This window comes from Micromonospora sp. CNZ296, assembly GCF_007827635.1.
Window position 1 is genome coordinate 1 of the sequence record NZ_VISW01000004.1, and the last position, 24,303, is coordinate 24,303.

Sequence of the window (24,303 nt, forward strand, 5' to 3'; positions counted from 1 at the left end):
AGCCAAACCAAAAGGCCTGACCAGTACGGGGTATAAAACAATTGGCACTGGCTTTACAAGCACCCTGTTGAGTTCTCAAAGAACAACCACACACCAACCAGAAGCACCGCTACCAGCGGAACCCCCGTTTGGGGCAACCTCTCCAACCTACTCGGTCTTGCTTCCGTCGTCAACCTCGCGTTCGAGGTGATCAACTTGGCTCGACCAGACCCACGCTGACGCTCACCGTTTCCGGTGGTCGTTGCTCTCGTGGGTTTCGGCGGACCGGCCGGCGTCGCTCTCGCGACCACCCGCCCGGCTCCCTGCCGACTTTCGAACTCTACCCGGTCGGCTTCGCGTTCGCAACTCCGTGTCCCGGAGTGTCGAGCACCGCCCGAATCTCAGTCTGGCTCGGCGTCACCGCCACCAGCCTGGCGCCCGTTCTCGGCCGGTTTGCCCGGCCTCCCGCGTGCAGAGAGAAAGTTACGCGGACCCGCCCCGGAAGGCAAATCAATGATCGTCATTGGGCGAGCGTGACGGGTCCACCGGAATGCCGGCGTCGAAGAGAGCGTTCCGGAGCTGTCCCGTGCCAGAGTGGTCGGCATGGATGATCCGTCCCCGGTCCCGGCCGTCGCCGAGGACGCTCTGCTCGGCCTCCTGCTGCCGTTCTGGCAGTTGGTGATCGGGGCCGTCGTGCTCGCCGTACTGCTGCTGTCGGTCAAACGCCTGGCCCGGCGCGGCCCCTCCCGGATGACCACCGCTCTCCTGGTCACCGCGGCGGCGATCGCCGGGATCGCCGCCCTGGGCCTGCTCTTCGGAGGCTGACCGCGATCAGAGCCGGCGGTTGGCCAGGCTGGGCAGCTCGGCGCGGATCGTCCGCAGCCGCTGCAGGTCGATCTCGGTGACCGCCAGTCCCGGGCCGTCGGCGACCTGGCTCAGCACGGTCCCCCACGGGTCGACCACCATGCTGCGCCCGAAGCAGGTCCGGCCCGGGTCGTGGTCACCTGTCTGTCCGGCCGCCGCCACGAAGCACTGGTTCTCGATCGCCCGGGCCCGCAGCAGCACCTCCCAGTGGTCCCGCCCGGTGTGCATCATGAACGCTGCGGGCACCACGAGCAGTTCGGCGCCGCCGTCGGTCGCGAGCTGCCGGTACAACTCCGGGAACCGCAGGTCGTAACAGATGGACAGGCCGACCCGCAGACCCTCGACGTCGACCACCACTGGCTTCTCGCCCGGCGCCACGGTTGCCGACTCCAGGTAGGAGACGCGGCCGGGGATCTCCACGTCGTACAGATGGATCTTCCGGTAGGCGGCAGCGAGCGCGCCCTCGCGGTCGAAGACCAGGGAGGTGTTCCAGGTGTGCGCCGGGTCCGGACCCGCCTCGTGGAACGAGCCGGCGATCACCCACATGCCCAGCCGGCGGGCGGTCTCCGCGAAGAACCGCCCCACAGTGCCGTCGACCGGCTCGGCCGGCGGCATCCGGTCGGCGTGACCGAGGTAGTCGACGTACTCCGGAAGGAGGGCGAGGTCCGCGCCGGCCGCCGCGGCCCTGACCAGCAGGGCCTCGGCGGCGGCGAGGTTCGCCGCCCGGTCGTCGCGGGCGTTGAGCTGGCAGATGGCGACGCGCATGACCCGAGGGTACGGGCGGAAGCAGGCGCGCGACAGGGCTCAGACGCTGGACAGGACGAGCGCCGCCGCGGCGAAGCCGAGCCCCGCGACCTGTGCCGGCCGGAGTCGTTCCCGGTCGACGGCGAGCGCGAGCAGGACGGTGCTCGCCGGGTAGAGCGAGGCGATCGCGGCCACCACGCTCAGGTGCCCCCGCCCCGCCGCGGCGAGGAACAGCGCGTTCGCGGCGGAGTCGAGCAGGCCGGCCGTCGCGGCCCAGCCGAGCACCCGCCGCCCCAGGCGCAGGCGTGCGCCGGTACGGACGGCGAGCGCGAGGCCGAACGCGATCGAGCTGACGCGTACCGCGAGAACCGGCCACATGCCGGCGGCCTCGTCGGCCTGGCCGAGCAGCGCGAAGAAGACGCCGAAGAGCAGTCCAGCGGCCAGTGCCATGCCGATCACGCGGCCGGAGACGCGGCGTGCCGCGCCGCGCTCCCCCAGGCTGACCAGCCCGATGGCGACCACGGCGAGCCCGGCGCCGCCGAGCGCAACAGCACCCGGCGAGTGTGCGAGGACCAGGCCGGCGACGATCGGCACGATCGCCGCGGTGATCGCGGTGACGGGCGCGACGACAGCCATCACGCCGGTGGCGAGCGAGCGGTAGAGCAGCATGACGCCGCCCGCGCCCGCCACGCCGGCGAGCAGTCCCCACCCCAGGTCGAGCGGGCTCGGCGTGCCGGGCACCACGAGGACGAGGACGAGCAGCAGCGGAACGCTGAGGATCTGCGACACGACAGTCACGGCGATCGGGTCGGCGCGCCGGGACGCCTTGCCGCCGGCGAAGTCGGCCGTGCCGAAGGCCAGCGCGGACACGGCGGCGAGGACAATGGGGAGCATCCCGCAGTCGTACCACAATAGTGACCGTGAAGGACAGTGTGATGACCGATACCGGTGGACGGGTCGGCGCGGTGACCTCAGCGGTCGCCCGCCAGGTACGTGACCTGCGAGCAGCACGCGGCTGGTCGTTCGAGGAACTGGCCGGCCGGTCCGGAGTCAGCAAGGGCATGCTGGTGCAGATCGAGGGGGCGCGCACCAACCCGAGCATCGGCACGCTCTGCCGGGTCGCCGACGCGTTCGGCGTCAGCATCGCCCGGCTGCTGGAGCCGGCCGAACCGAGCACGGTGCGGGTCAGCGCGGCCGACGAGGCGCCGGTGCTGTGGCGCGGCCCCAACGGCGGCCTGGCGCGTCTGCTCAGCGGCCTCGGCGAACCCGACCTGGTCGAGCTGTGGGACTGGCGGATGGAACCCGGGGAGGCGTTGCGGTCCCCCGACCACGCCCACGGCACCCGGGAGATCCTGCACGTGCTAGACGGCGTCGCCACTGTCACAGTGGACGGCGTCGACCACGACGTACGCGCCGGCGAGACGGTCGAGTTCCACGCCGACCGGGAGCACGGCTATCGCACGGCCGGTGACGGGCCGGTGCGCCTGATGATGGTGGTGGTCACCCCGTCGGGCGAGTGGGACCGGCGGACCCGCTCACGCGGACCGCGCCCGAGCTGACCCGGGCGCGGTCGCGAACGGCGGTATCAGGCCGACTTCTCCTCGCGGTCCCGCCGGCGCCGGCCGGTGAACTCGCGGGGCACGATCGTCGGGTTGACGTTCTCCAGGACGACCTCGCGGGTGATCAGCACCCGGGCGGCGTCGGGGTTGCTCGGCACCTCGTACATCACGGAGAGGAGCACCTCTTCCATGATCGCCCGCAGGCCGCGGGCGCCGGTGCCGCGGAGCATGGCCTGGTCGGCGATGGCCTCCAGCGCGGGCTGCTCGAACTCCAGCTCGACGCCGTCCAGCTCGAACAGGCGCTGGTACTGCCGGACCAGCGCGTTGCGCGGCTCGGTCAGGATCCGCACCAGGGCGCTGCGGTCGAGGCTGCGCACGTTGGTGATCACCGGAAGCCGGCCGATGAACTCGGGGATGAGCCCGAACTTCAGCATGTCCTCCGGCATGACCTGGCTGAAGATGTCGTCGGTCGACCGCTCGGACACCGACCGGAGCCGGGCGCCGAAGCCGGTGCCGCCGGAGCCGGTGCGGGCCTCGATGATCTGGTCGAGCCCGGCGAACGCGCCACCGCAGATGAACAGCACGTTCGTGGTGTCGATCTGGATGAACTCCTGGTGCGGGTGCTTGCGCCCGCCCTGCGGCGGCACGTTGGCGACGGTGCCTTCGAGCATCTTCAGCAGCGCCTGCTGCACGCCCTCGCCGGAGACGTCACGGGTGATCGACGGGTTCTCCGACTTGCGGGCGATCTTGTCGACCTCGTCGATGTAGATGATGCCCGTCTCGGCGCGCTTGATGTCGTAGTCGGCGGCCTGGATCAGCTTCAGCAGGATGTTCTCGACGTCCTCACCGACGTAGCCCGCCTCGGTGAGCGCGGTGGCGTCGGCGATGGCGAACGGGACGTTGAGCATCCGCGCGAGCGTCTGCGCCAGGTGCGTCTTGCCGCAACCCGTCGGGCCGAGCAGCAGGATGTTGGACTTGGCCAGCTCGACGCCGTCGGTGCCGGAGCCCGGCGCGCCTGCGGCCTCGGCCTGGATCCGCTTGTAGTGGTTGTAGACCGCGACGGCGAGCGCCTTCTTGGCCTGCTCCTGACCGACGACGTAGTTGTCGAGGAACTGGCAGATCTCCATCGGCTTGGGAAGCTCTTCCCACTTCACCTCGCCGGACTCGGCCAGCTCCTCTTCGATGATCTCGTTGCAGAGGTCGATGCACTCGTCGCAGATGTAGACACCAGGGCCCGCGATGAGCTTCTTGACCTGCTTCTGCGACTTGCCGCAGAACGAGCATTTCAGTAGGTCGCCGCCGTCACCGATCCGTGCCACCTACGTTCTCCCTGCACTCGTCGGCCGGAACGCCGGCCCTGACCTGCGAGCGCCGGAGCGCCCGTCCGTCCTGTCGTCCCACCATGCTGTCGGCTCCACCTGATCCGACCGGCGGAGCGGTACAGACCCGACGTTACCCGGTGGCCGGGTTTTCTCCGACCCCCAAAACGGGTGTGTCAGAGGTCGACCGGGAACGATACCCCGACCGACCTCCGACCACACGTTGCTCAGCCCGCGGCGTGCGACGCCAGCAGACCCTTCTTGCGGCTGGTCAGGATCGTGTCGACCAGCCCGTACTCCTTGGACTCCTCGGCCGTCATGATCTTGTCACGGTCGATGTCCTTGCGAACCTGCTCGATCGGGCGGTTGCAGTGCCGGGAGAGCATGTCCTCCAGCTGCGTCCGCATCCGCAGGATCTCCCGCGCCTGGATCTCGATGTCCGAGCCCTGGCCGTAGCCGCCCTCGGTGGCCGGCTGGTGGATGATGATCCGGGAGTTGGGCAGCGCCATCCGCTTACCCGGCGTGCCCGCGGAGAGCAGCACCGCCGCCGCGCTCGCCGCCTGCCCGAGGCAGACGGTCTGGATGTCCGGGCGGACGTACTGCATGGTGTCGTAGATCGCCGTCATGGCGGTGAAGGAGCCACCGGGCGAGTTGATGTACATGATGATGTCGCGGTCCGGGTCGGTGCCCTCCAGCGTCAGCAGCTGGGCCATCACGTCGTTGGCCGACGCGTCGTCCACCTGCACGCCGAGGAAGATAATCCGGTCCTCGAAGAGCTTGTTGTACGGGTTGGACTCCTTCATCCCGTACGACGTGCGCTCGACGAACGACGGCAGAACGTAGCGGTTGTGCACGGCCGCGAACTGGGGCGGCAGGCTCAGGTCGGTCATCGTCAGCTCCTCGGTCAGCTCAGGGTCCCGGCGCCATCCGGAACCTGCGCGGCCCCGATGATCACCTTGTCGATGAAGCCGTAGTCCATGGCCTCCTGGGCGGTGAACCAGCGGTCACGGTCCGAGTCCGCCTCGATCTGCGCCTGGGACTGGCCGGTGTGGAACGCGACCCGCTCCTGGAACATCCGCTTGGTGTAGAGCATCTGCTCGGCCTGGATCGCGATGTCCGACGCGGTGCCGCCGAGGCCACCCGAGGGCTGGTGCATCATGATCCGCGCGTGCGGCAGGGCGTAGCGCTTGCCCTTGGTGCCCGCGCAGAGCAGCAGCTGGCCCATGGAGGCGGCCATGCCCATCGCCACGGTCGAGACGTCGTTGTCGATGTACTGCATGGTGTCGTAGATCGCCATGCCGGAGTAGACCGAGCCACCCGGCGAGTTGATCCAGAGGAAGATGTCGCGGTCCGGGTCCTCCGCCGCGAGCAGCAGGAGCTGCGCGCAGATGCGGTTGGCCACCTGGTCGTTCACCTCACTGCCCAGGAAGATGATCCGTTCCTTGAGCAACCGGTTGTAGACCGAGTCGTCGAGGTTGCCAATGGAGTCGCCACCGCGGGCCTCGTTCACCCGGAGCGACTTCTTGGGGATGTGCATGTCGGTCATGGCAGCCCTTCGCTCTCCGTACCGTCCTACCCGACACTAACCGCTCAGCCGGGAGGCGTACTCCCGGTCGGGGCACTGTTCGCTCTCAGCGCAGTCACCCGCACGGCGTACCCCGGAAAGGGTTTCGGCCGCCTCCCGGCGCGCAGCGCGGGACGGCGGCCGACACCCCCGATGGTCAGTGCTGGTGGTCGTGCTCGGCCTCGTTCTGGGCCCGCAGCGCGTCGAGGGAGACCTCGTTGCCCGCCGAGTCCTTGATCTTGATCTTCTCCATCACCGCGGCGAGCGCCTTGCCCCGGCGGACGTCGCCGAAGACGGCCGCGGCGGCGCCGGAGCGGACCAGCTGGTCGTAGTACTGCTGCGGGGCCATGCCGGCGCGCTGCGCACGGTGCACGATCTCGTGACCGAACTCGTCGTCGGAGACCTGCACGTCCTCGGCGTCGGCCAGGGTGTCCAGCAGGAGCTGGATCTTGACGCCGTCGGTCGCCGCCTCGGTCAGCTCGGTGTCGATCTGCTCCTCGGTCTTCTCCTCCGCCGCGAGGTATTCCTCCAGGGAGGCGCCGATGCGCTCGAGCTGGTCGACCATCGCGGCCTTGCGGCTCTCGACCTCCTCCTTGACGACGCCCTCGGGCGCCGGCACCTCGGCGGCGGCCACCATCTGCTCCAGGGCCTTGTCACGGGCGGCGTAGATCTGCTCGACCTGCTTGCCCCGGGTGACCCGCTCCCGCAGGTCGGCGCGCAGCTCGTCGATGGTGTCGAACTCGCTGGCCATCTGCGCGAAGTCGTCGTTGAGCTCGGGGAGCTCCTTCTCCTTGACCGTGCGGACGGTCACCGCCACGTCGGCGTCACGGCCGGCGTAGTCGCCGCCGACGAGCTGCGTGGTGAAGGTGGTGCTGTCGCCGGCGGCCAGGCCGACCAGCGCCTCGTCCAGACCCGGCAGGAGCTGCTTGCTGCCCACCTCGTGCGAGATGTTGCTCGCCGAACCGCCCGGGACCTCCTCGCCGTCAACAGTGGCGTTCAGGTCGATCTGCACGAAGTCGCCCTCCTGGGCGGCCCGCTCGACGGTCTTCAGCGTGGCGAACCGCTCGCGCAGGCTGTTGATCTGCTCGTCGATCTCGCTGTCGGCGATCTGGATCTCGTCGACGGTCACCTCGATGGTGGCCGGGTCCGGCAGGGTGATCTCCGGCCGGACGTCCACCTCGGCGGTGAAATTGAGCGAGTCGCCGTCGTTGAACTCCGTGATGTCGACCTCGGGCCGGCCGAGCGTCTTCAGGTCGTGCTCCCGGACCGCGGCGAGGATGTTCTGCGGGATGGCCTCCTGGATCGCCTCGTTGAGGACGGTCCCCCGGCCCACCCGCTGGTCGATCACCGCGCTGGGGACCTTGCCCCGGCGGAAGCCGGGAACCTGGACCTGCTGGCCGATCTCCCGGTACGCCTTCTTGAGGCTCGGCTCGAGCTCGACGAACGGCACCTCGATGGCGAGCCGCACGCGCGTCGGGCTCAGAGTCTCGACGGTGCTCTTCACAGGCGTACTCCTTGACGGATCTGGGTGTTGAGTCTGGGGCGTGATTGCGCGCATCGAGTGTAGGCGAGCCGGCCGACGGCATCGGCAGGGCCCGGGTACCGCGCGGAAAAAACCGGCGGTTCCCGGGACGATCCGGTCGCGAACGACAGTCGGGGTGGCGGGATTTGAACCCACGGCCCCTCGCTCCCAAAGCGAGTGCGCTACCAAGCTGCGCCACACCCCGGTGGCGACGAAGAGTGTATGCCGTCCGGCCCCTCGCGCGGGTGACCGGGGCACGGCGCGCGGTGTGGCGGGCGCCGCCGGGTGCCGCCGGGTGGCGTCGGGTGGCGCCGGGTGGCGTCGGGCGCCAGTTCGGGGAAGTGGCTGGGTCCGGGGGCGCAGGAAGGCGCCACCTCGCCGAAATTGTGTGGATCTTGACGGTCGGCGGCGTGCGCGGGGTACGCGCTGCACGGCGGCGGGGGTGATTCGGTACGCTGTCGGCGCGCCCTGCTGTGGTGGGGCGCTCGCGGGCGTAGCTCAATGGCAGAGCTTCAGTCTTCCAAACTGACGGTGCGGGTTCGATTCCCGTCGCCCGCTCCACGGCCTCCGGCCCCGGTCAGAGGACGCATCCCCCGAGCCTGGGCCGGTCGGCGACTCCCCCGCTCGGGCCAGCCGTGGCCATCAGCTGCTCCGGCCGCCTGCGAGGATCCGCCTCACGAACTCAACGGCCGGGCCCCTGGAGCGCCGAAGCCAGCAGTTCGTACGTGGCCTGGTCGAAGGCGACCAGGCGGACGTGCTCGACGTTCGTCGGTGTCGCTCTGATGGTCGAGATCGCGATCTTCGCTGCCTGGTCGGTCGGGAACCCGTACACACCAGTAGCGATGGCGGGGAAGGCGACGCGGCGAGCGGCGATCTCATCGGCAACCTCAAGGCTGCGCCGGTAGCACGACGCCAGGACATCGGCCTCGCCGTAGCCGCCGCCTTCCCACACCGGGCCGACGGTGTGAATGACATGGCGTACCGGTGGGTCCAGATCGAACGCCGGCGTGGCGACCGCGTCGCCCGGATCGCACGGTGCCAGGGCAGCACCCGCCTGGGCCAGCCGCGGTCCGGCTGCACGATGAATCGCCCCGTCCACACCGCCGCCACCCAACAGCGACTCATTCGCCGCGGTAACGACGGCATCGACGTCCTCTTGGGTGATGTCACCGAGGACAACTTCGATCACAGGCACGGATCGATGATGCCACCAGAGCACCTCGCCGGCAGATGACCCCCGCCGCTCTCATCGACCGAGGAACCCCACGACGGCGTCGCGCAGATGCCGGTCCGGCTCGCGAGGTTCAAGGTCCGGGCCGGAGGTAGCGACGCCGGAGGCCCACCGCACCGCTCGACCCGGTGCTCAGCCGTGGCGCGTCCACCGTCGCCCGGGTGCCTAGTAGTGGTCCTCGATCGGCCGACGTGCCTCGTCGAACAGCGCCGGCCCGTCGTACCGCACCGGGCGCGGCGCGGGCGTCGCGGGCTTGACCTGCTCGAACTGCTCGGTGGACAGCGCAAAGACGACCCGGCCGAGGCCTGATGCGTTGATCGCGACTGTGCACATCGGGCAGGGCTGGCAACTGGTGTACATGGTGGTGGCGACGGCCGCCTCGGGGGCGAGCTGCCGGGCGGCCCAGCGGGCCAGCTTCAGCTCCGGGTGGGCGGTGACGTCCTTGTCGGAGACCACAGTGTTGTGGTCCTCGATCAGGACGGTGCCGTCCGCGCCGACGAGCAGCGACGCGAACGGCCGCTCGCCGGACGCGCCGGCCCGGTCGGCGAGTTCCACGGCGCGGCGCAGGAACGCCTCGTCGTCGGGTGTCATCAGCCCTCCACGTGTTCAGTCTGCGGCGATCTGCTCGACGGCTCGGGCGGCCACGGCGAGCAGGGCCGGGTCGCCGCTGCGGGCGTACGCGTCGCTCAGGGTGTCGATGAATTTGATCGCGTGCGCGTCCCCGGTGTCCAGCGCCCGCGCCATGACCTCGTCGAGTTCCGGCCCGGCGGCCGGCGGGAGGGCACGGGCCCCGGCCGGGGCGTAGGCGGCGGTGACGGCGGCGGTCGCCGCCCAGGCGGCGGCCAGGCTCGGCCGCCACAGCGCCGGCGGCAGGGCCGGCAGCGTACGCAGGACGGCGTTCGGCGCGGTGGCTGCGTGCACGAGCATCACCGGACCGGCGTACCCGTGTGTGCCGTGCCGGACCACGGCGGCGTCGACGACAGCGGCGAGCCGGGCAGGCACGTCGCGCCACGGCTCACCGGCCAGCTCGCGGTCGAAGAGGTCGAGCCAGTCACCGGCACGTGGTTGGACAGCCACCCGTCGCGCTCGGGACCGGTGTGGCGTACGCGCTCGTACGCCTCGTCGAGTACGGAGTTCAGCACACCGGGAGCGTCCGACCTGAAGTGTGGTTCAGGTCAAGCGGCGGCGGATCCGCGCCATGTCCTCCTCGGGGAGCGCGTCGGCGACCAGCAGCCGGGGCAGCAGCTCCGTCTCCAGCGTCGTGGCCCGGAACACCAGCGCCACGGTCACGTCGTGGTCGGGCCGGTGCACGACCTCGACCGGGTCTCCGGCGCCGACGCTGCCCGGCGTGACCACCCGCAGGTACGCCCCGGGCCGTACCTGCTCGGTGAACCGCTTGATCCAGCCGCGTTCGCCCAGCCACCCCTGGAACGTGCCGCAGGGGATGCGCGGGCAGGAGACCTCCAGCACCAGGTTCGGCCCGATCCGCCACCGCTCGCCGATCAGCGCGCCGTTGACGTCCAGCCCGGTGGTGGTCAGGTTCTCGCCGAAGCTGCCGTCGGCGAGCGGGCGGCCCAGGCCGGCCTCCCAGTGGTCGAGATCCTCCCGGGCGTACGCGTAGACCGCCTGGTCGGTGCCGCCGTGGTGGGCCACGTCGTAGACCCGGTCACCGGCGAGCCCGACGTCGCCGGTGCCCTTGGGGCCGGGCGCGGTGACGGCGACCCGGCCGTCCACGGGCCGCTTGTCGATGCCGGTGGCGCCGATTCCCTTCCACGGGTTCGGTTGCGGTCGGCCCACGTTGACGGAGATCACCCTCATGACGGCGACGGTATGCGGCCGGGCGCCGGACCGGCCAGTCCATTCCCCCGGGCCGGGTGCGCGGCGAGGCGGCGCGGCCTGCGTACGATGCGGGCCGGACATCCTCGTCGGGTGGTGGAGGTAGCCGCGGATGGCAGGCCAGCAGGACGGTTTCGCCCTCGGCGTGGACCTCGGCACCTCGAACACGGTGGCGGTGCTGCGCTGGCCGGACGGGCGGACCCGGCCGGTCCTCGTCGACGGCCACCCGATCCTGCCGTCCGGCGTGTACGCCGACGCGGACGGTCACCTGCACGTCGGGCGGGACGCGCAGCGCCTCGCCCAGGCCGACCCGGCCGGCTACGAGCCGAACCCGAAGCGCCGGGTCGACGAGGAGACGGTGGAGCTGGGCGGGCGGGCGTACCGGCCGGCGGAGCTGCTGGCCGCGACGCTGCGCGCGGTTGCGGACGCAGCGGTGGCGGCGGTCGGGATGCTGCCCCCGGCGGTGGTCACCCACCCGGCGGCCTGGACGCCGGCCCGCCGTCAGGTGCTGCACGACGCGCTGGAACTCGCCGGCTGGCCGGCGGCGGCCGAGCACACGCTGGCCGGGCCGATCGCGCCCGGCACCCGTCTGCTGCGGGAGCCGGTGGCCGCGGCGCGCTACTTCACGCAGGTGCTGCGCCGGCCGGTGCCGGTGGGCGGTGCGGTGGCGGTGTTCGACTTCGGCGGCGGCACGCTCGACGTGGCGGTGCTGCGCAACGAGGGCGCCGATCCGTGGGGAGACTCCGGCTTCCAGCTGGTCGCCACCGGCGGGATCCCCGACCTCGGCGGTCTCGACCTGGACGCGGCCCTGCTCGGGCGGCTCGGCGAGCTGGTCGGCCCGGCCCATCCGGGCGAGTGGGCCCGGCTGACCGACGCGACGACCACCGCCGAGCGGCGGGACCGCCAGCAGTTGTGGGACAACGTGCGCGGCGCGAAGGAGATGCTGTCCCGGGCCATGGTGGCGCCGGTCGCCGTACCGGGGGTGGAGGCGGCGGTGCCGCTGTCCCGGGAGGACTTCGAACGCCTGGCCGCGCCGCTGCTGGCCCGGGCCGTGACGGAGACCCGCGAGGTGACCGCCGCCGCCGGGCTGCGTCCGGAGCAGCTATCCGGTCTGTTCCTGGTCGGCGGGTCGACCCGGGTGCCGCTGGTGGCCCGGCTGCTGCACGCCGAGCTGGGCATCGCGCCGACGGTGCTGGAGCAGCCGGAGATGCCTGTCGCCGAGGGCGCGCTCACCGACCTGCCGCTGCCCCGGCGGTCCGGCCGTCCCGGCGTGCCGGTCCAGGCCGCGCCGGCACCACCCGCGCCGGCCCAGCCCGAATCGACTCGGCCCGCGCCGCCCGCGGGCGGGACCGACGCCGGCACGGCGAGCGCCGCCACGGTCCCGGCCGGTGCGACGAGGCCGAACCCGACCGCGCCGCTCGGCGGTCCGGACGCGGCGTCCGCCGGACCGCACGGCACGCTGGTAGCCGACGGCCCCGTCCCGCAGACCCCCGCCACGAGGTACGACGGCACGCCGGGCCCGGTTCCGCCACAGCCGACGAGGTACGACGGCATGCCGGCCGCCCACGGGCCGGTTCCGCCGCACCCGGCCGCGGGCTACGGCGTACCCGGACCGTCCGCTCCCCCGCCCGGCGGCTGGCAGCCCGGCGTACCCGGGGCGCCCTTCTCCCCCGCGCCGGGCGGTGTCCGGCCGGGCGGCGGCCGGCCACGGCGCGGCCGGTGGATCGCGCTCGGCGCGGGTCTCGTGGTCGTCGCCGTGGCGGCGTCGGTGCTGCTCTGGGTGTTCCGGGACCGGCACCCGGCGCTGGACTTCCACACCGCGGAGCTGGTGAAGACTGTGTCCGCCGGTGACGCGCGGCCGGACCAGATGTTCACCGCGACGCTCGGGGAACGCGCCTACCTGGCCCGTTCGCTGCCCGACGACCACCTCCACGTGACTGCCGTCGAGGCGGCCACCGGCAAGACGGTCTGGGAGAGGCGGACCGACGCGACAGCGCAGCGGTGGGCGGGGATCCGGGCGCTGCCCGACGGGCTGCTCGTCCTCGGCGATGCCACCGGAAGTGACACCCCCCGCGTGCTCGCGGTGCTCGACGAGGACTCCGGCGACCAGCGCTGGCGGACCGACGTCGGTCGCGACGACACCCTGTACCTCGGGCCCGACACGATCGTCCGGCTGGACCGCGCCGGTGAACGCCTGGTCGGGCTGCGGCTGGACGACGGCCGGCAGCGGTGGGAGCGGCCCAACCCGCGCACCGAGTACGGCGACGCGCGCACGAAGGTGGTACCGGTCGGCACCGGCGCGGCGCTGGACGGGCCCGGCAACGCCGAGGGCTCGCCGCTCGCCCCGTGGGCGGGGAAGGCGGACCGGCTCGTGCAGGTCGGCGCGGACCGGTCGCTCCGGGTCGTCGACATGCGCAGCGGGAAGATCCTCAAGGACCGGGGCAACGTCGCCGGGCTCGACGATCCGGTGGCCGCCCGCGACGACCGGCTGTACGTGGCGGAGAACGAGCGCGGCCTGCGGCTGCTCGCCTACGACCTGGGCGGTCTCGGCACGCCGGGCGTGCTGTACGAGGCGCCGGAACAGGGCGGCCGGGTGAAGGATCTCGTCACCTGCGGGGAGCGCCGCGTGTGCCTGCTGGAGACGCCCGGCAGCGGCGCCGACGACACCCGGGTGGTGGCGGCGACCGAGGGTGAGGGCACCCGGCAGTGGCCGGCGCCGCGCGCCGAGTCGCTGGTGCCGGTCGGTGAGCACGTGCTGGCCGGGCGGGACTCGCCGGACGCGGTGACGCTGTTCGCGCCGGACGGCACGGCGGTGCTGCGTGACCGGGACGGGACGGCGGTCCGGTTGGACGCCGGCAACCTGCTGATCTTCTCCGAGGCGCCGAGCGCGTACGAGGACGACCGGGTCCTCGCCGGGACGGCGGTGGACGGCAAGCCGGTCGAGATGGGGCAGCTCAAGCAGATCCGCAGCGAGTCCTGCTCGTGGAACACCGAGATGCTCGTGTGCGGCGCGGAGAAGGAGTTCCGGTTGTACCGGTTCGCCGGCTGACCGGAACTGAGCTTGGCAGCGATCGATGCCTCGGCTGGTGTGAACGGCAGAGAGATCGACGTTCGTCAGGAGGCCCCGTGTTCGTCCGACGACGGTGGACCGCACTCGCCACCACCAGCATCCTGATCGCCGCGGCGCTGGCCCATCCCGGGCCGGGCGCCGCCGCACCGCCCTCCCCCGCGATCACGCTCGCCCCCACCGAGACCGCGCTGGTCCGCGTGCGGCTCGCCGACCGGGCGCAGCTCGACCGCCTGGTGGCCGGCGGCGCCGACCTGGCCAACCGTCCCCGCTCGCGCGACGGCGAGTGGACCGCCGACCTGGTCCTCACCGGACGGCAGCTCGCCGACCTCACCCGGCAGGGGGCCACGGCCGTGCAGGTGGTGCAGCGCGCCGACGACGGGGCCCGGCACCTGGCCGAGAGCCGCCGCGCCGCGCAGGAGCGCACCCGCGCCGGGCTGCATACGAGCGGCGCCGCCGCTGTCGACACGCTCCAGTTCCTCCAGGCGTACTGGTGGACCACCGGCGGCCGGACGTTCCTCCAGGCCCAGGTCGCCACCACCGCCACCGACGACCCGGACGTGGAGATCACTGTGAGCTGGCGGACGGCCGACGGCGCCACCGGATCATTCCCGCTGTACCGCTTCGAGGACTCGGGCGAGTACCAGTACCACTACGCGCTGCCGCAGCCGGTGCCGAGCCGTCCGGTGCAGCTCACTGCCACCTCCACGCTGGGCGGCACGAGCCGGCCGATGACGCCGTCGCTCTGGCCGAACGCGACCCCGCCGCCGCAGCCGGCCGGCTATCAGAAGGACTTCATCGACGCCTACCTGACGCCCGTCGACATCAAGGCGCGCATCGCCCGGCTCGGCCGCCAGTACCGCGACCTGGTGGACGTCATCGACCTGCCGAACAAGACCCAGGGATACCGCCGGACCGCCGCCGCCTACCTGGGCGACCCGGCGGCCGCCGCCGTGGTGGTGGAGTCGGTCCGCTTCGGCGACCAGGGCATGAACGGCGTGCAGGTACGCACCGTCGACCCGGGCCGGCCGAACCGGCCGCTGAACATGCGCTACCGGGACCGGGTGCTGACCATCTCGCTGGCCACCGACGGCGCGGGCAAGGTCACGAGCACCACCGACGACGTCGCCGCCCTGATCAACGCCCCGCGGGGCGCCCGCTTCCGGGCCAGCGTGGAGGACGGCTCGGCGGGGCTGCCGATGCCGGTCACCGGGCCGGTACGCCTCGACGACGGCTTGCAGGGCACCGAGGTGCCGGCCCGGCCGTGGACGGTGCAGGCGCTGCGGATCGGCAAGCACCGCGACGGCTCCCGGATCGGCGTGCTGGCGTACTCGCAGGAGCACGCCCGCGAGTGGGCGACCCCGCTCGTCACGCTGGAGTTCGCCGAGCGGCTGCTGGCGAACGCGCGTACCGACGCGGCGACCCGCAGGCTGCTGGAGCAGGTGGACGTGTTCGTCATCCCGACTGTGAACCCGGACGGCGCGAACTACTCGTTCCACGACTACAACTTCCAGCGCAAGAACCTGGTCAACCACTGCACCGGCGCCTCCCGTGACCCGAAGAACCGCACCATGTGGGGCGTCGACGTCAACCGCAACTACACGGTCGGATCCCTGTTCGACGGGTACGTGGGCGCCAGCGCCAACTGCCTGTCCGGCAACTACGCGGGCACGGCGGAGCTGTCCGAGCCGGAGAGCCGCAACGTGATCGACCTGGCCAAGGCCCACCCGAACATCAAGTTCGCGATGAACGTGCACTCGTACGGCGGCTACTTCATGTGGCCGCCCGGGGCGTACAAGGCCGACGGGCGGGTGACGCTGCCGCGCCCGTCGATCGACGAGTCGACGCTGTTCCTGGGCAGCGCCCGGCGCATCGTGGGCGCGATCGCGGCCGAGCGCGGCACCGTCACCTGGCCGTCGCAGACCGGCCCGGTCGCCGACGTGCTCTACTCGGCGGCCGGCAACTCGGCCGACCAGCTCTACTACGAGCTGGGCATCTTCGCCTGGGACTTCGAGGTCGGGAACGACAGGTGGAACGAGACCACCGGTCAGTGGGACGGCGTCGGCTTCCAGCCGCCGTTCGACGAGGCGCACGCCGAGGCGCAGGAGTACGCCGGCGGCCTGGTGGAACTGGTCCGCGTCGCCCGCGACTACGCCGCCGACAACCCGGTCCGGCGCTGACCGCAAGCGGTCCCCGGCCGGTGGAGTCCGGCCGGGGACCGCTTCAGCCCTGCCTGGCTCAGTCCGCGGTGCCGAGGTCGCGGAACACGGCGAGCGCGCCCGGGTCGTCGATGGTCGCCGGGACCGGCTCGTCGCGCCCCTCCACCAGGCCCCGCATGGTGCGGCGCAGGATCTTCCCGGAGCGGGTCTTCGGCAGCGCCGGGACCACTGTCACCCGGCGGAACGCAGCCACCGGGCCGATCCGCTGCCGGACCAGCGCGACCAGCTCGGCGGCGAGCGCGTCCGGGTCCACGTCGGCGCCGGCCTTGAGCACCACGTACCCGCTGGGCACCTGCCCCTTGAGCGCATCGGCCACGCCGATCACCGCGCACTCGGCCACCGCCGGGTGCGTCGCCAGGACCTCCTCCATCGCGCCTGTGGACAGGCGGTGCCCGGCCACGTTGATGACGTCGTCGGTGCGGCCCATCACGTACAGGTAGCCGTCCTCGTCGAACCGGCCGCCGTCGCCGGTCAGGTAGTGACCCGGGAACGTGGACAGGTAGGAGCGGACGAACCGCTCGTCGTCACCCCAGAGCGTGGGCAGACAGCCGGGCGGCAGCGGCAGCCGGATCACGATCGAGCCGTCCGTGCCGGGGGGCACGTCCCGGCCCGCACCGTCGACCACGCGCACGTCGTAGCCGGGCACCGGCACCGACGGCGACCCCGGCTTGATCGGCAGCGGCTCCAGGCCGCGCGGGTTGGCCGCCACCGGCCAGCCGGTCTCCGTCTGCCACCAGTTGTCGACCACCGGTACGCCGAGCCGCTCCCCCGCCCAGGCCCAGGTGTCCGGGTCCAGCCGCTCACCGGCGAGGAAGAGGGTACGCAGCGCACTCAGGCCGTACCGGGAGATGTGGCTGCCGTCCGGGTCCTGCCGGCGGATCGCCCGGATCGCGGTGGGCGCGGTGAACAGGGCGGCCACCCGGTGCTCGGCGGCGACCCGCCAGAACGCCCCGGCGTCGGGAGTGCCGACCGGCTTGCCCTCGTAGAGCACGGTGGTCGCGCCGGTGAGCAGCGGCGCGTACACGATGTAGGAGTGGCCGACCACCCAGCCCACGTCGGAGGCGGCCCAGAAGACCTCGCCCGGCTCGATGCCGTAGACGTTGCGCATCGACCACCGCAGCGCCACCGCGTGCCCGCCGTTGTCCCGCACCACGCCCTTGGGACGGCCCGTGGTGCCGGAGGTGTAGAGGACGTAGAGCGGGTCGGTGGCGGCCACCGGCTCGCACGGCGCCGGTTCCGCGTCCGCCATCACCTCGGCCCAGGTCAGGTCGCGGCCGGGCACCAGCGGGGCCGGCTCCTGCGGGCGCTGCACCACCACGCAGCGCTCCGGCGCGTGCGCGGCCTCGTCGAGCGCGGCGGCGAGGATCGGGTGGTACGGCACCACCCGGTCGGCCTCGATGCCGCAGGAGGTCGCCACCACCACCTTCGGCCGCGCGTCGTCGATCCGGACGGCCAGCTCGTGCGCGGCGAAGCCGCCGAAGACCACCGAGTGCACCGCGCCGATCCGGGCGCAGGCCAGCATGGCGATCGCCGCCTCCGGGACCATCGCCAGGTAGAGCAGCACCCGGTCGCCCCGGCCGACGCCGAGCCGGCGCAGCGCCCCGGCGAACCGGGCGGTCTCGGCGAGCAGTTCGGCGTACGTGAGGGTACGTACCGTGCCGGTGACCGGGCTGTCGTGGATCACCGCGGGCTGGTCGCCACGCCCGGCGGCGACGTGCCGGTCCAGCGCGTTGTGGCAGGTGTTCAGCACCCCGTCGGGGAACCAGCGGTACAGCGGCGCCGCCGAGTCGTCGAGGATGCGCTCCGGCGGGATGACCCAGTCGATGTCGGCCGCCGCGTCCCGCCAGAAGCCGGCCGGGTCGGCGATGCTCCGCTCGTACGCTGATCGATACGCGCCCATGCCGTCATGCTGCTCCGCGGCGACGCGCAGGCACGACGGCCGGACGGGTCCGGTGCGCCGGAAGCACGCCCCGGCTCGCTGAACGGCCGCTCACGGCGGTGGGCGGTACCCGTCGTCTGTCGTTCCGGCGGCCCGGGCGTCGAGGACCGGCGGCCCGGGTCGCGTCGCCGAAGGCCGACGAGCAGCGGCGACGGCTCAGCCCAACGGGCGACGGATGAAGCCCGCGGGGCGGGGTAAGGCAGCACGGTCCTGGTGGAGCGACGACCGGTGTCGCGGCGTACCGCGGCCGGGCACGCGGGCGGGCGGCGCGAATGCCGCCCGCCCGCGCATCCCGGGGCCGACCCGGGCAAACCGAGTTTGATCAATGACGGGCATCGACTAGCGTGCCCAGACGTGAAAACGAACCGGATCTTCCCGATCCTCCTGACCTGTGCCGTGCTGGGCCTCGCCGCGTGCGGCGACGAGAAGCCCTCGACCACGGCCGGGCCGGCAGCCACCTCGGCCTCCGCCGCACCCTCCTCGGCGGCCCCCTCGCCGTCGGCGGCCGCGATGAGCGACAAGGAACTCTGCACCGCCGCAGAGAAGATCAACAAGGACATGCGGGCGAAGCTCATGACCGTCGTGCAGGCGGGCGGCGACCTGACGAAGAAGACCGGCGCGATCCTGACCGAACTCGGTGACCGGGTGACCGAGCTCGCCGCGACCGCCGGCGACGGCAAGGCGGCCACCGCCCTGAAGGAGTTCGGCGCGGAGGCCGGCAAGGCGGGCGCGGCCGCCGACCCGGGCACCGCCGCCGACAACCCCGCCATGGAGAAGGCCAGCAAGGACATCAACGCCGCCTGCCAGACGGCCGGCGCGCCGACCACCTTCTGACACCGACGCCCCGGGTCGTCCGTCCGGCGCGTACCGGACGGACGACCTGTCGGCTCAGTTGCCGGTCACCCAGTTCCAGGCGGAGACCACCCACTCGGTCTGCTGGAGATACGCCACACCGACGCCGACCAGGAACAACGCGGTGACCAGGTGGGCGCCCCGGGCGCTGCGGCGCACCCGGCCGAACTGCCGCTCCAAGATCAGCCGGCCGAGCAGCCGGGCCAGCGCGAACAGGCCGACCGCGGTGAGCAGGCTGAGCACGAACGTCAGCAGCGGGGCGACCAGGTTGCCCCGGCCGGAGATCGCCCAGATGCCCCAGCACACGAACGCGAACAGGGCACCGGCGGCGCTCAGCTCCCCGCCCTTGCGCGCCTGGGCCAGGTGCCAGCTCATCGGCCGGCGGGGCGCCGGCTCCGCCGCCCAGTCGCCGTGCTCGACGGTGGGGAACTGCTCGGTACGGGGCGTACGCGACGGGCGCGGCTGACCGACCGCCGCCACCCCGCGCTGGAACGCGTCCCGCTGCGGGGGCACCACCCCCGGCTGGGGCGGCACCTCCACGGTGCGCTCGGCCCACGGCTGTGTCTGGTCCGCCATCTTCGTCCTCCCCCTCGACCGATTCCGGCCTCGGTTCCGAGGGTAGCCAGCCCGCAAATAGGGTGCCGACCCCCATCGCGGTGCGATACACACGTGCCGTGACTGACGTGGTGGTATCCCGGGCCGAGGACTTCGACGACATCGCGGCGCTGCTGGCGCTGGCCTTCCACGGCGATCTCGACCCCGAGGTGCAGGCGCTCGAACGCCCGATCTTCGAGCCGGACCGGTCGCTGCTGGTCCGCGACGGCGGCACGGCGGTGGCGCACGCCGCCGCGTTCAGCCGCGACCTCGCGGTGCCCGGCGCGGACCTGCCGGCCGCGCACGTGACGATGGTCGCGGTCGCGCCGACGCACCGGCGGCGCGGCCTGCTCACCACACTGATGCGGCGCCAGCTGCGGGACGTCCGCGACGCCGGCCGCGAGCCGATCGCGGTGCTCTGGGCCAGCGAGGGCCGCATCTACCCCCGCTTCGGCTACGGGTCCGCGGCCCCGCGCTACGTGCTGTCGGTGGACACCACCGGCCTGCGGCTGCCCGCACCGGTGCCCGCTGAGGGCAGGCTGCGACTGGACCGTCCGGACGCGCACCGGAACGAGCTGGCCCGGCTGTACGAGCGGGTCCGCACCGAGCGTCCCGGCTGGTCCCGGCGCGACGAGCGCTGGTGGTCGTACGTGCTGGCGGACCTCAAGGCGCACCGGGGCGGCGCCACCGAGCGCCGGGTGCTGCTGCACGAGGGTGCCGAGGGCCTCGACGGGTACGCGCTCTACCGGACGAAGGACAGCTCGTCGGCCACCGGGCCGCAGGCCGAGGTGCAGGTCGGCGAGGTGGTGGCGGCGACGCCCGAGGCGTACACGGCGCTGTGGCGGCTGCTGCTCTCGGTCGACCTGACCCGCCGGCTGTCGTTCCCGATCGCGGCCCTGGACGAGCCGTTGCTGCGGCTGGTGGACGAGCCCCGCCAGCTCTCCCCGCAGCTCGCCGACGCGCTCTGGGTACGGGTGGTGGACGTGCCGGCCGCGCTCGCCGCCCGGCGCTACGCCACGGACGTCGACGTGGTGATCGAGGTCACCGACGAGCTGCTGAAGGAGAACACCGGCCGCTGGCGGCTGGTCGGCGGACGCGACGGCGCGCAGTGCACGCCCACCACCGCCCCGGCCGGGCTGGCGTGTGACGTACGCGCTCTCGGCGAGCTGTACCTCGGCGGCGCGAACCCGTACGCGCTGGCCGCCGCCGGCCGCGTCCGGGAGCTGATCCCGCACACGCTGACCGCGCTGACACCCGCCTTCACCTGGCACCGCACCCCCTCCCCCATGGAGGTCTTCTAGCCCTCACCCCCGCCCCGCCCGCCCGGCCGCCCCGCCCGCCCGGCCGCCCGCCCCGGCGATCATGAAGTTGGCGGCATGAACCGTCCGGTTTGTCCCGGCCAACTTCATGATCGCGCGGGTGGGGGCACGGGTGCGCCCGGAGGGGGTGCGGGTGGGTGTGGGGGCGGTACGGTCGGGGGATGGGTGAGGCGGAGCGACGGCGACGGCGGCTGCGGCATCACGGCGAGGCCGCCCCGCCGACGGAGACCGCCGGAACCGGTGCCGACGGCACGGGCACCGGCGGCACCACTGCCAGTACGACACCGGTACACGACGACGTGGCGCCCCGGTCACCGCGCGGCGGCCGGCCGGGCGAGCCGGAGCCCCGGGGACGCCGCGCCGCCGCGCCCGCCGAGGAGGGCGAGCGCGGGCTGCGCGGGCTGGTCGGCTCCGGCTCGTCGCAGGTGAGCGTGACGGCCGCGCTGCGGGCACGGGACGCCGCCCGCCCCACCGAGGACGACCTCGCCGAGGCCGAGCAGCGCGTGGTGCTCATCCGCCGCAACTGGGTGCCGCGCGAGGAGCTGCCCCGCAACGGGCGGTGAGCCGGAGGCGTCCGCTCAGGCGGGCAGCTCGGGCAGGCGGCGGCTCTGCTCGTAGGCGGCCACCTGCTCGATGCGCCGGCTGTGCCGGGGGTTGCCGGAGAACGGCGTGGTGAGGAACGCCTCGACGAGCGCTGTGGCCTCGTCCAGCGTGTGCTGCCGGGCGCCGATGGCGACGACGTTCGCGTCGTTGTGCTCGCGGGCCAGCTGGGCGGTGTCGACGTTCCAGGCGAGCGCCGCCCGGACGCCCGCGACCTTGTTCGAGGCGATCTGCTCGCCGTTGCCGGAGCCACCGATCACCACGCCGAGGCTGCCCGGGTCGCCGACCACCCGGTCACCGGTGTGCAGGCAGAACGCCGGGTAGTCGTCGTCCGGGTCGAAGACGTGCGGTCCCACGTCGACCACCTCGTAGCCCTGCTTGGCCAGGTGGTTGGCGAGGTGCACCTTCAACTCGAAACCGGCGTGGTCGGATCCCAGGTAGACGCGCATACCGCGCAGTCTGACAGGCCCGCCTCCGGGCCGGCGCGCGGGCGGCGACCCGGAGGCGGATTCGTCACACGGTCAGTGCGGCAGCTCGGCCACGACCAGGCCGGCCCGCGCTTTCGGGGTGAACCAGGTGCTCTTGCGCGGCATCTTCTCCCGGGCCAGGTTCACCGCGACGAAGTCGTCGACAGTCACCGGCGCGACGAGCACCGCCAGCTCGGCCCGGCCGGCGTCGACCTCACCGACGAGCCAGCTCGCCGGGTAGTCGCCGCCCACGTACGTGATCCGCTTGTCGCCCGGGTCGAGGCCCAGCGCGTCGCGCAGCAGCAGGCGCTCGACGAGCGCGTGGTCGAGGTTCTCCAGCCGGGCGGCGCCGACGTGCGGCAGCGTCACCGCGTACCCCCGGCCGCCGAGGTAGAGGTGCACGACGCCGCCGGTGGCCGGCACGTCGACCGGCCCGTCCACCGGGGTGACCTCCGCGCCCGCCGCGCGCAGCCGGTCGAGCAGCTCGTCCGGCGTGGTGGTCAGCTCGCTGACCAGCCGGTTGTAGGGCTGGATGGCGACCGACGCGGGCGTGGTGATCACCGACAGGAAGCGCGGGAAACCGCCGGTCTGCGCGGCCAGGCTGCGGTGGTTGCCGTCCGCGACCACCAGCTCCCCGCCGCCGGCCAGCGCGGTCAGCTCGTCCTGCGCCGGGCCCGGGCCGAGCAGCCAGATCGCGTGCGTCCGGCCGGACTGGTCGACGTCCGTCGCGGCGGGCGCGCCGGCCGCGTCGGTCGCCGCCGCGAGCGCGGCGTGCAGCTCGTCGCCCTTACCGGTCTGGAGCAGGAGTACGGGCGAGAGCAGGTGACCGAGCGCCTCGGCCAGGGCGACGCGCTCGCGCACCTTGGCGATGAACACGTCCTCGTTGCGGATCACCAGGCCCGGCTCGTCGGCGCGGGTGGAGATCTGGTCGGTGTCGACCATGGCCCACAGCCCGTACGCGCTCTCCTCGCCCGGCGCGCTGATCCGGTAGAGCACCACCACCTGCTCGGCGGGCGTGTAGCTGCCGTCCGCCTTCGCCTCGGCCAGGCGCGCCGCCGCGTCCGGCAACGCGTCGAGGAAGGACTTCCCGAGGCTGCCGGGCGCCCGGTGGGGCATCTCGATGCCCAGGGCGCTGTGCGGATTCGCCTCGACGATGGAGGTGATCTCCGCGTCGTCGGCGAACTCGTCGTAGTTCTGCGCGCCGGTGCCGCCAGTGGTGATCCAGGCCCGGGTGATCGGATGCACGACCGTCATGTCCGCTGACGCTACCCGGGCCCCGATCGGCGCCGCCGCCGGACTCACCCGCTTACCACCAGGTGAAAGGAAGGGCCCCCTCTTAACGCCTCCGGTAGAGGAAGGGCCCCTTCTTAACGCCGGGAAGGGCAGCTCAGGCGGTGGAGTTGCGGTGCCGGCCCGGGGTCGGGCGGCGGGTCGCCGGGGCGGGGCGGGAGCCGGCGTTGAGGCGTACCGTCGTCGCCCCCGCGGCGGCCGGGTGGGCGGCGGCGCCGGGCCGCGACGGCGCGCGGCCGGGGCGGCCGGTCTCGCCCGGCGGTGTCATCCGCGAGGTGGCCACCACCCGGGCCACGCCGACCACGATCGGCGGGGCCAGCAGGTCGGCCACCTCGGCCGGGCCGGCCGGCCAGTGGCTCTCGGTCACCGACCAGTACGTCGCACCGGAGTCCTCGGTCGCCTGCCGCGGCGCGTCGTCGGACATGTGGCGGTGCTTGGCCATGGGAACGCCTCCAGGAGCTGCCGTGTTGCGGCCCCGCGGGCCGTCGGCTGGGACACCCGGTGAAACGAGCCCCGCACCGGCCCGGTGACGGGCGGGTGCGGGGCTCGGGGCGTGCTGCCGGTGTTAAGAAGGGGCCCTTCCTCTACAGGAGGCGTTAAGAAGGGGCCCTTCCTTACCCCTCAGTCGAAGATGGGGCCCTGCTCCCGGGTGCGCTTCAGCTCGTAGAAGCCGGGGGTGCCGGCGACGAGCAGCACGCCGTCCCAGAGGCGGCCGGCCGCCTCGCCCTTCGGCGCCGGGGTGATCACCGGGCCGAAGAAGGCGACCTGCCCGCCGTCCGGACCCGGGGCGTGGATCACCGGGGTGCCCACGTCGGTGCCGACCGGCCGCATGCCCGCCTCGTGGCTGGCCCGCAGCGCCTCGTCGTACTGGGTGGACTCGGCCGCGTCGGCGAGCGCCGGGTCCAGGCCCACCTCGGTGAGCGCGCCCACCAGCATGTCCCGGCCCAGGCCCTCCTTGCCGAGGTGGATCCGGTTGCCCATCGCGGTGTAGAGCTTCGCCAGCGCCTCGGCGCCGTGCGCCTGCTCGACGGCGATGCACACCCGCACCGGGCCCCAGCCGTCGCGCATCAGGTCCCGGTACTCCTCCGGCAGCTCCCGGCCGTCGTTGAGCACGGACAGGCTCATCACGTGGAACCGGATGTCCACATCCCGGACCTGCTCGACCTCCAGCAGCCAACGGGAGGTGATCCACGCCCACGGGCACAGCGGGTCGAACCACATGTCCGCGGTGACACGTTCGGTCACGGTGTTTTCCCTTCACGGCATCGTCGCGCCGGGGACCCGGCGCGGTCACCTCCGATCCTCACCCCGTACCCCGTCGACCGGTACCGGAATGAG

General features: G+C 72.9%; 22 protein-coding genes, 2 tRNA genes and 1 pseudogene. 8 read left to right on the plus strand and 17 right to left on the minus strand.

From position 1 onward, the window contains the following. The first annotated feature begins 582 nt into the window (after positions 1-582). Positions 583-804, plus strand: a complete 222-nt coding sequence (locus FB455_RS07980) for a hypothetical protein (RefSeq protein WP_030273372.1) — start codon at positions 583-585, stop codon at positions 802-804. 6 nt (positions 805-810) lie between these two features. On the opposite strand, the gene FB455_RS07985 is transcribed toward FB455_RS07980, so the two are convergent. Further along, positions 811-1,608 (minus strand): carbon-nitrogen hydrolase family protein, encoded by a 798-nt coding sequence (locus tag FB455_RS07985; protein WP_030273370.1) that lies wholly within the window; start codon positions 1,606-1,608, stop codon positions 811-813. Positions 1,609-1,647: 39 nt separating this feature from the next. Further along, on the minus strand, positions 1,648-2,481 hold the full coding sequence (locus FB455_RS07990) for an EamA family transporter (protein ID WP_013288031.1): 834 nt from the start codon (positions 2,479-2,481) through the stop codon (positions 1,648-1,650). 41 nt (positions 2,482-2,522) lie between these two features. Between FB455_RS07990 and FB455_RS07995 the strand changes: the two genes are divergently transcribed. Then, positions 2,523-3,146, plus strand: a complete 624-nt coding sequence (locus FB455_RS07995; RefSeq protein WP_030273366.1) for a helix-turn-helix domain-containing protein — start codon at positions 2,523-2,525, stop codon at positions 3,144-3,146. A gap of 26 nt (positions 3,147-3,172) precedes the next feature. On the opposite strand, the gene clpX is transcribed toward FB455_RS07995, so the two are convergent. The 5 genes from clpX to FB455_RS08020 form a co-directional block, all read right to left on the minus strand. Beyond that, positions 3,173-4,465 carry an ATP-dependent Clp protease ATP-binding subunit ClpX gene (gene clpX, locus FB455_RS08000; protein WP_013288033.1) on the minus strand — a complete coding sequence of 431 codons (1,293 nt, stop codon included), beginning with the start codon at positions 4,463-4,465 and terminating at the stop codon, positions 3,173-3,175. A 227-nt stretch (positions 4,466-4,692) separates the two neighbouring features. Next, entirely contained in the window at positions 4,693-5,355 is a 663-nt protein-coding gene (locus FB455_RS08005) for an ATP-dependent Clp protease proteolytic subunit (protein ID WP_013288034.1), read from the minus strand. 14 nt (positions 5,356-5,369) lie between these two features. Continuing rightward, positions 5,370-6,011, minus strand: a complete 642-nt coding sequence (locus FB455_RS08010; protein WP_013288035.1) for an ATP-dependent Clp protease proteolytic subunit — start codon at positions 6,009-6,011, stop codon at positions 5,370-5,372. 175 nt (positions 6,012-6,186) lie between these two features. Continuing rightward, positions 6,187-7,533, minus strand: coding sequence for a trigger factor (tig, locus tag FB455_RS08015; protein WP_013288036.1), 1,347 nt, complete (start codon positions 7,531-7,533; stop codon positions 6,187-6,189). A 149-nt stretch (positions 7,534-7,682) separates the two neighbouring features. Next, positions 7,683-7,756, minus strand: a tRNA-Pro gene (locus FB455_RS08020). 282 nt (positions 7,757-8,038) lie between these two features. Between FB455_RS08020 and FB455_RS08025 the strand changes: the two genes are divergently transcribed. Continuing rightward, a tRNA-Gly gene (locus FB455_RS08025) sits at positions 8,039-8,112 on the plus strand. A gap of 121 nt (positions 8,113-8,233) precedes the next feature. On the opposite strand, the gene FB455_RS08030 is transcribed toward FB455_RS08025, so the two are convergent. From FB455_RS08030 to FB455_RS08045, 4 genes and pseudogenes are all read right to left on the minus strand, one after another. Further along, positions 8,234-8,746 carry an O-acetyl-ADP-ribose deacetylase gene (locus tag FB455_RS08030; RefSeq protein WP_145752731.1) on the minus strand — a complete coding sequence of 171 codons (513 nt, stop codon included), beginning with the start codon at positions 8,744-8,746 and terminating at the stop codon, positions 8,234-8,236. 201 nt (positions 8,747-8,947) lie between these two features. Next, positions 8,948-9,373 (minus strand): nucleoside deaminase, encoded by a 426-nt coding sequence (locus tag FB455_RS08035; RefSeq protein ID WP_030273332.1) that lies wholly within the window; start codon positions 9,371-9,373, stop codon positions 8,948-8,950. A 15-nt stretch (positions 9,374-9,388) separates the two neighbouring features. Then, positions 9,389-9,784, minus strand: a pseudogene (locus FB455_RS08040) (DUF4243 domain-containing protein); the annotation flags it as partial. Between the two features lie 168 nt (positions 9,785-9,952). Beyond that, positions 9,953-10,600 (minus strand): MOSC domain-containing protein, encoded by a 648-nt coding sequence (locus FB455_RS08045; protein WP_145752734.1) that lies wholly within the window; start codon positions 10,598-10,600, stop codon positions 9,953-9,955. A gap of 130 nt (positions 10,601-10,730) precedes the next feature. On the opposite strand from FB455_RS08045, the gene FB455_RS08050 reads away from it, so the two are divergent. Together FB455_RS08050 and FB455_RS08055 are read left to right on the plus strand one after the other, a co-directional pair. Beyond that, a complete protein-coding gene (locus FB455_RS08050; protein ID WP_145752737.1) occupies positions 10,731-13,667 on the plus strand; it encodes an Hsp70 family protein in 2,937 nt (978 codons plus the stop codon). A 77-nt stretch (positions 13,668-13,744) separates the two neighbouring features. Then, on the plus strand, positions 13,745-15,865 hold the full coding sequence (locus FB455_RS08055; protein ID WP_145752740.1) for a M14 family zinc carboxypeptidase: 2,121 nt from the start codon (positions 13,745-13,747) through the stop codon (positions 15,863-15,865). A 58-nt stretch (positions 15,866-15,923) separates the two neighbouring features. Here FB455_RS08055 and FB455_RS08060 read toward each other — a convergent pair whose 3' ends face one another. Beyond that, a complete protein-coding gene (locus FB455_RS08060; protein WP_145752742.1) occupies positions 15,924-17,834 on the minus strand; it encodes a propionyl-CoA synthetase in 1,911 nt (636 codons plus the stop codon). 363 nt (positions 17,835-18,197) lie between these two features. Here FB455_RS08060 and FB455_RS08065 point away from each other — a divergent pair, with 363 nt between their 5' ends. Then, the gene (locus FB455_RS08065; RefSeq protein ID WP_013288044.1) at positions 18,198-18,677 is read left to right on the plus strand and encodes a hypothetical protein; all 480 of its coding nucleotides are present in this window, start codon (positions 18,198-18,200) and stop codon (positions 18,675-18,677) included. A 54-nt stretch (positions 18,678-18,731) separates the two neighbouring features. On the opposite strand, the gene FB455_RS08070 is transcribed toward FB455_RS08065, so the two are convergent. After that, positions 18,732-19,271 (minus strand): hypothetical protein, encoded by a 540-nt coding sequence (locus tag FB455_RS08070; RefSeq protein ID WP_013288045.1) that lies wholly within the window; start codon positions 19,269-19,271, stop codon positions 18,732-18,734. 98 nt (positions 19,272-19,369) lie between these two features. Here FB455_RS08070 and FB455_RS08075 point away from each other — a divergent pair, with 98 nt between their 5' ends. Then, the gene (locus tag FB455_RS08075; RefSeq protein ID WP_356998219.1) at positions 19,370-20,590 is read left to right on the plus strand and encodes a GNAT family N-acetyltransferase; all 1,221 of its coding nucleotides are present in this window, start codon (positions 19,370-19,372) and stop codon (positions 20,588-20,590) included. 179 nt (positions 20,591-20,769) lie between these two features. Further along, the gene (locus tag FB455_RS08080; RefSeq protein WP_047892640.1) at positions 20,770-21,171 is read left to right on the plus strand and encodes a hypothetical protein; all 402 of its coding nucleotides are present in this window, start codon (positions 20,770-20,772) and stop codon (positions 21,169-21,171) included. Positions 21,172-21,186: 15 nt separating this feature from the next. Here the strand turns inward: FB455_RS08080 and FB455_RS08085 are convergent, their stop codons facing one another. From FB455_RS08085 to FB455_RS08100, 4 genes are all read right to left on the minus strand, one after another. Continuing rightward, on the minus strand, positions 21,187-21,657 hold the full coding sequence (locus FB455_RS08085) for a ribose-5-phosphate isomerase (RefSeq protein WP_013288048.1): 471 nt from the start codon (positions 21,655-21,657) through the stop codon (positions 21,187-21,189). Positions 21,658-21,729: 72 nt separating this feature from the next. Continuing rightward, positions 21,730-22,929, minus strand: coding sequence for a DUF1015 family protein (locus tag FB455_RS08090; protein ID WP_145752748.1), 1,200 nt, complete (start codon positions 22,927-22,929; stop codon positions 21,730-21,732). Between the two features lie 133 nt (positions 22,930-23,062). Next, complete coding sequence (locus FB455_RS08095; RefSeq protein ID WP_013288050.1) at positions 23,063-23,407, minus strand: hypothetical protein; 345 nt, start codon at positions 23,405-23,407, stop codon at positions 23,063-23,065. A gap of 179 nt (positions 23,408-23,586) precedes the next feature. Beyond that, a complete protein-coding gene (locus tag FB455_RS08100; RefSeq protein ID WP_013288051.1) occupies positions 23,587-24,210 on the minus strand; it encodes a mycothiol-dependent nitroreductase Rv2466c family protein in 624 nt (207 codons plus the stop codon). Between the last annotated feature and the right edge of the window lie 93 nt (positions 24,211-24,303).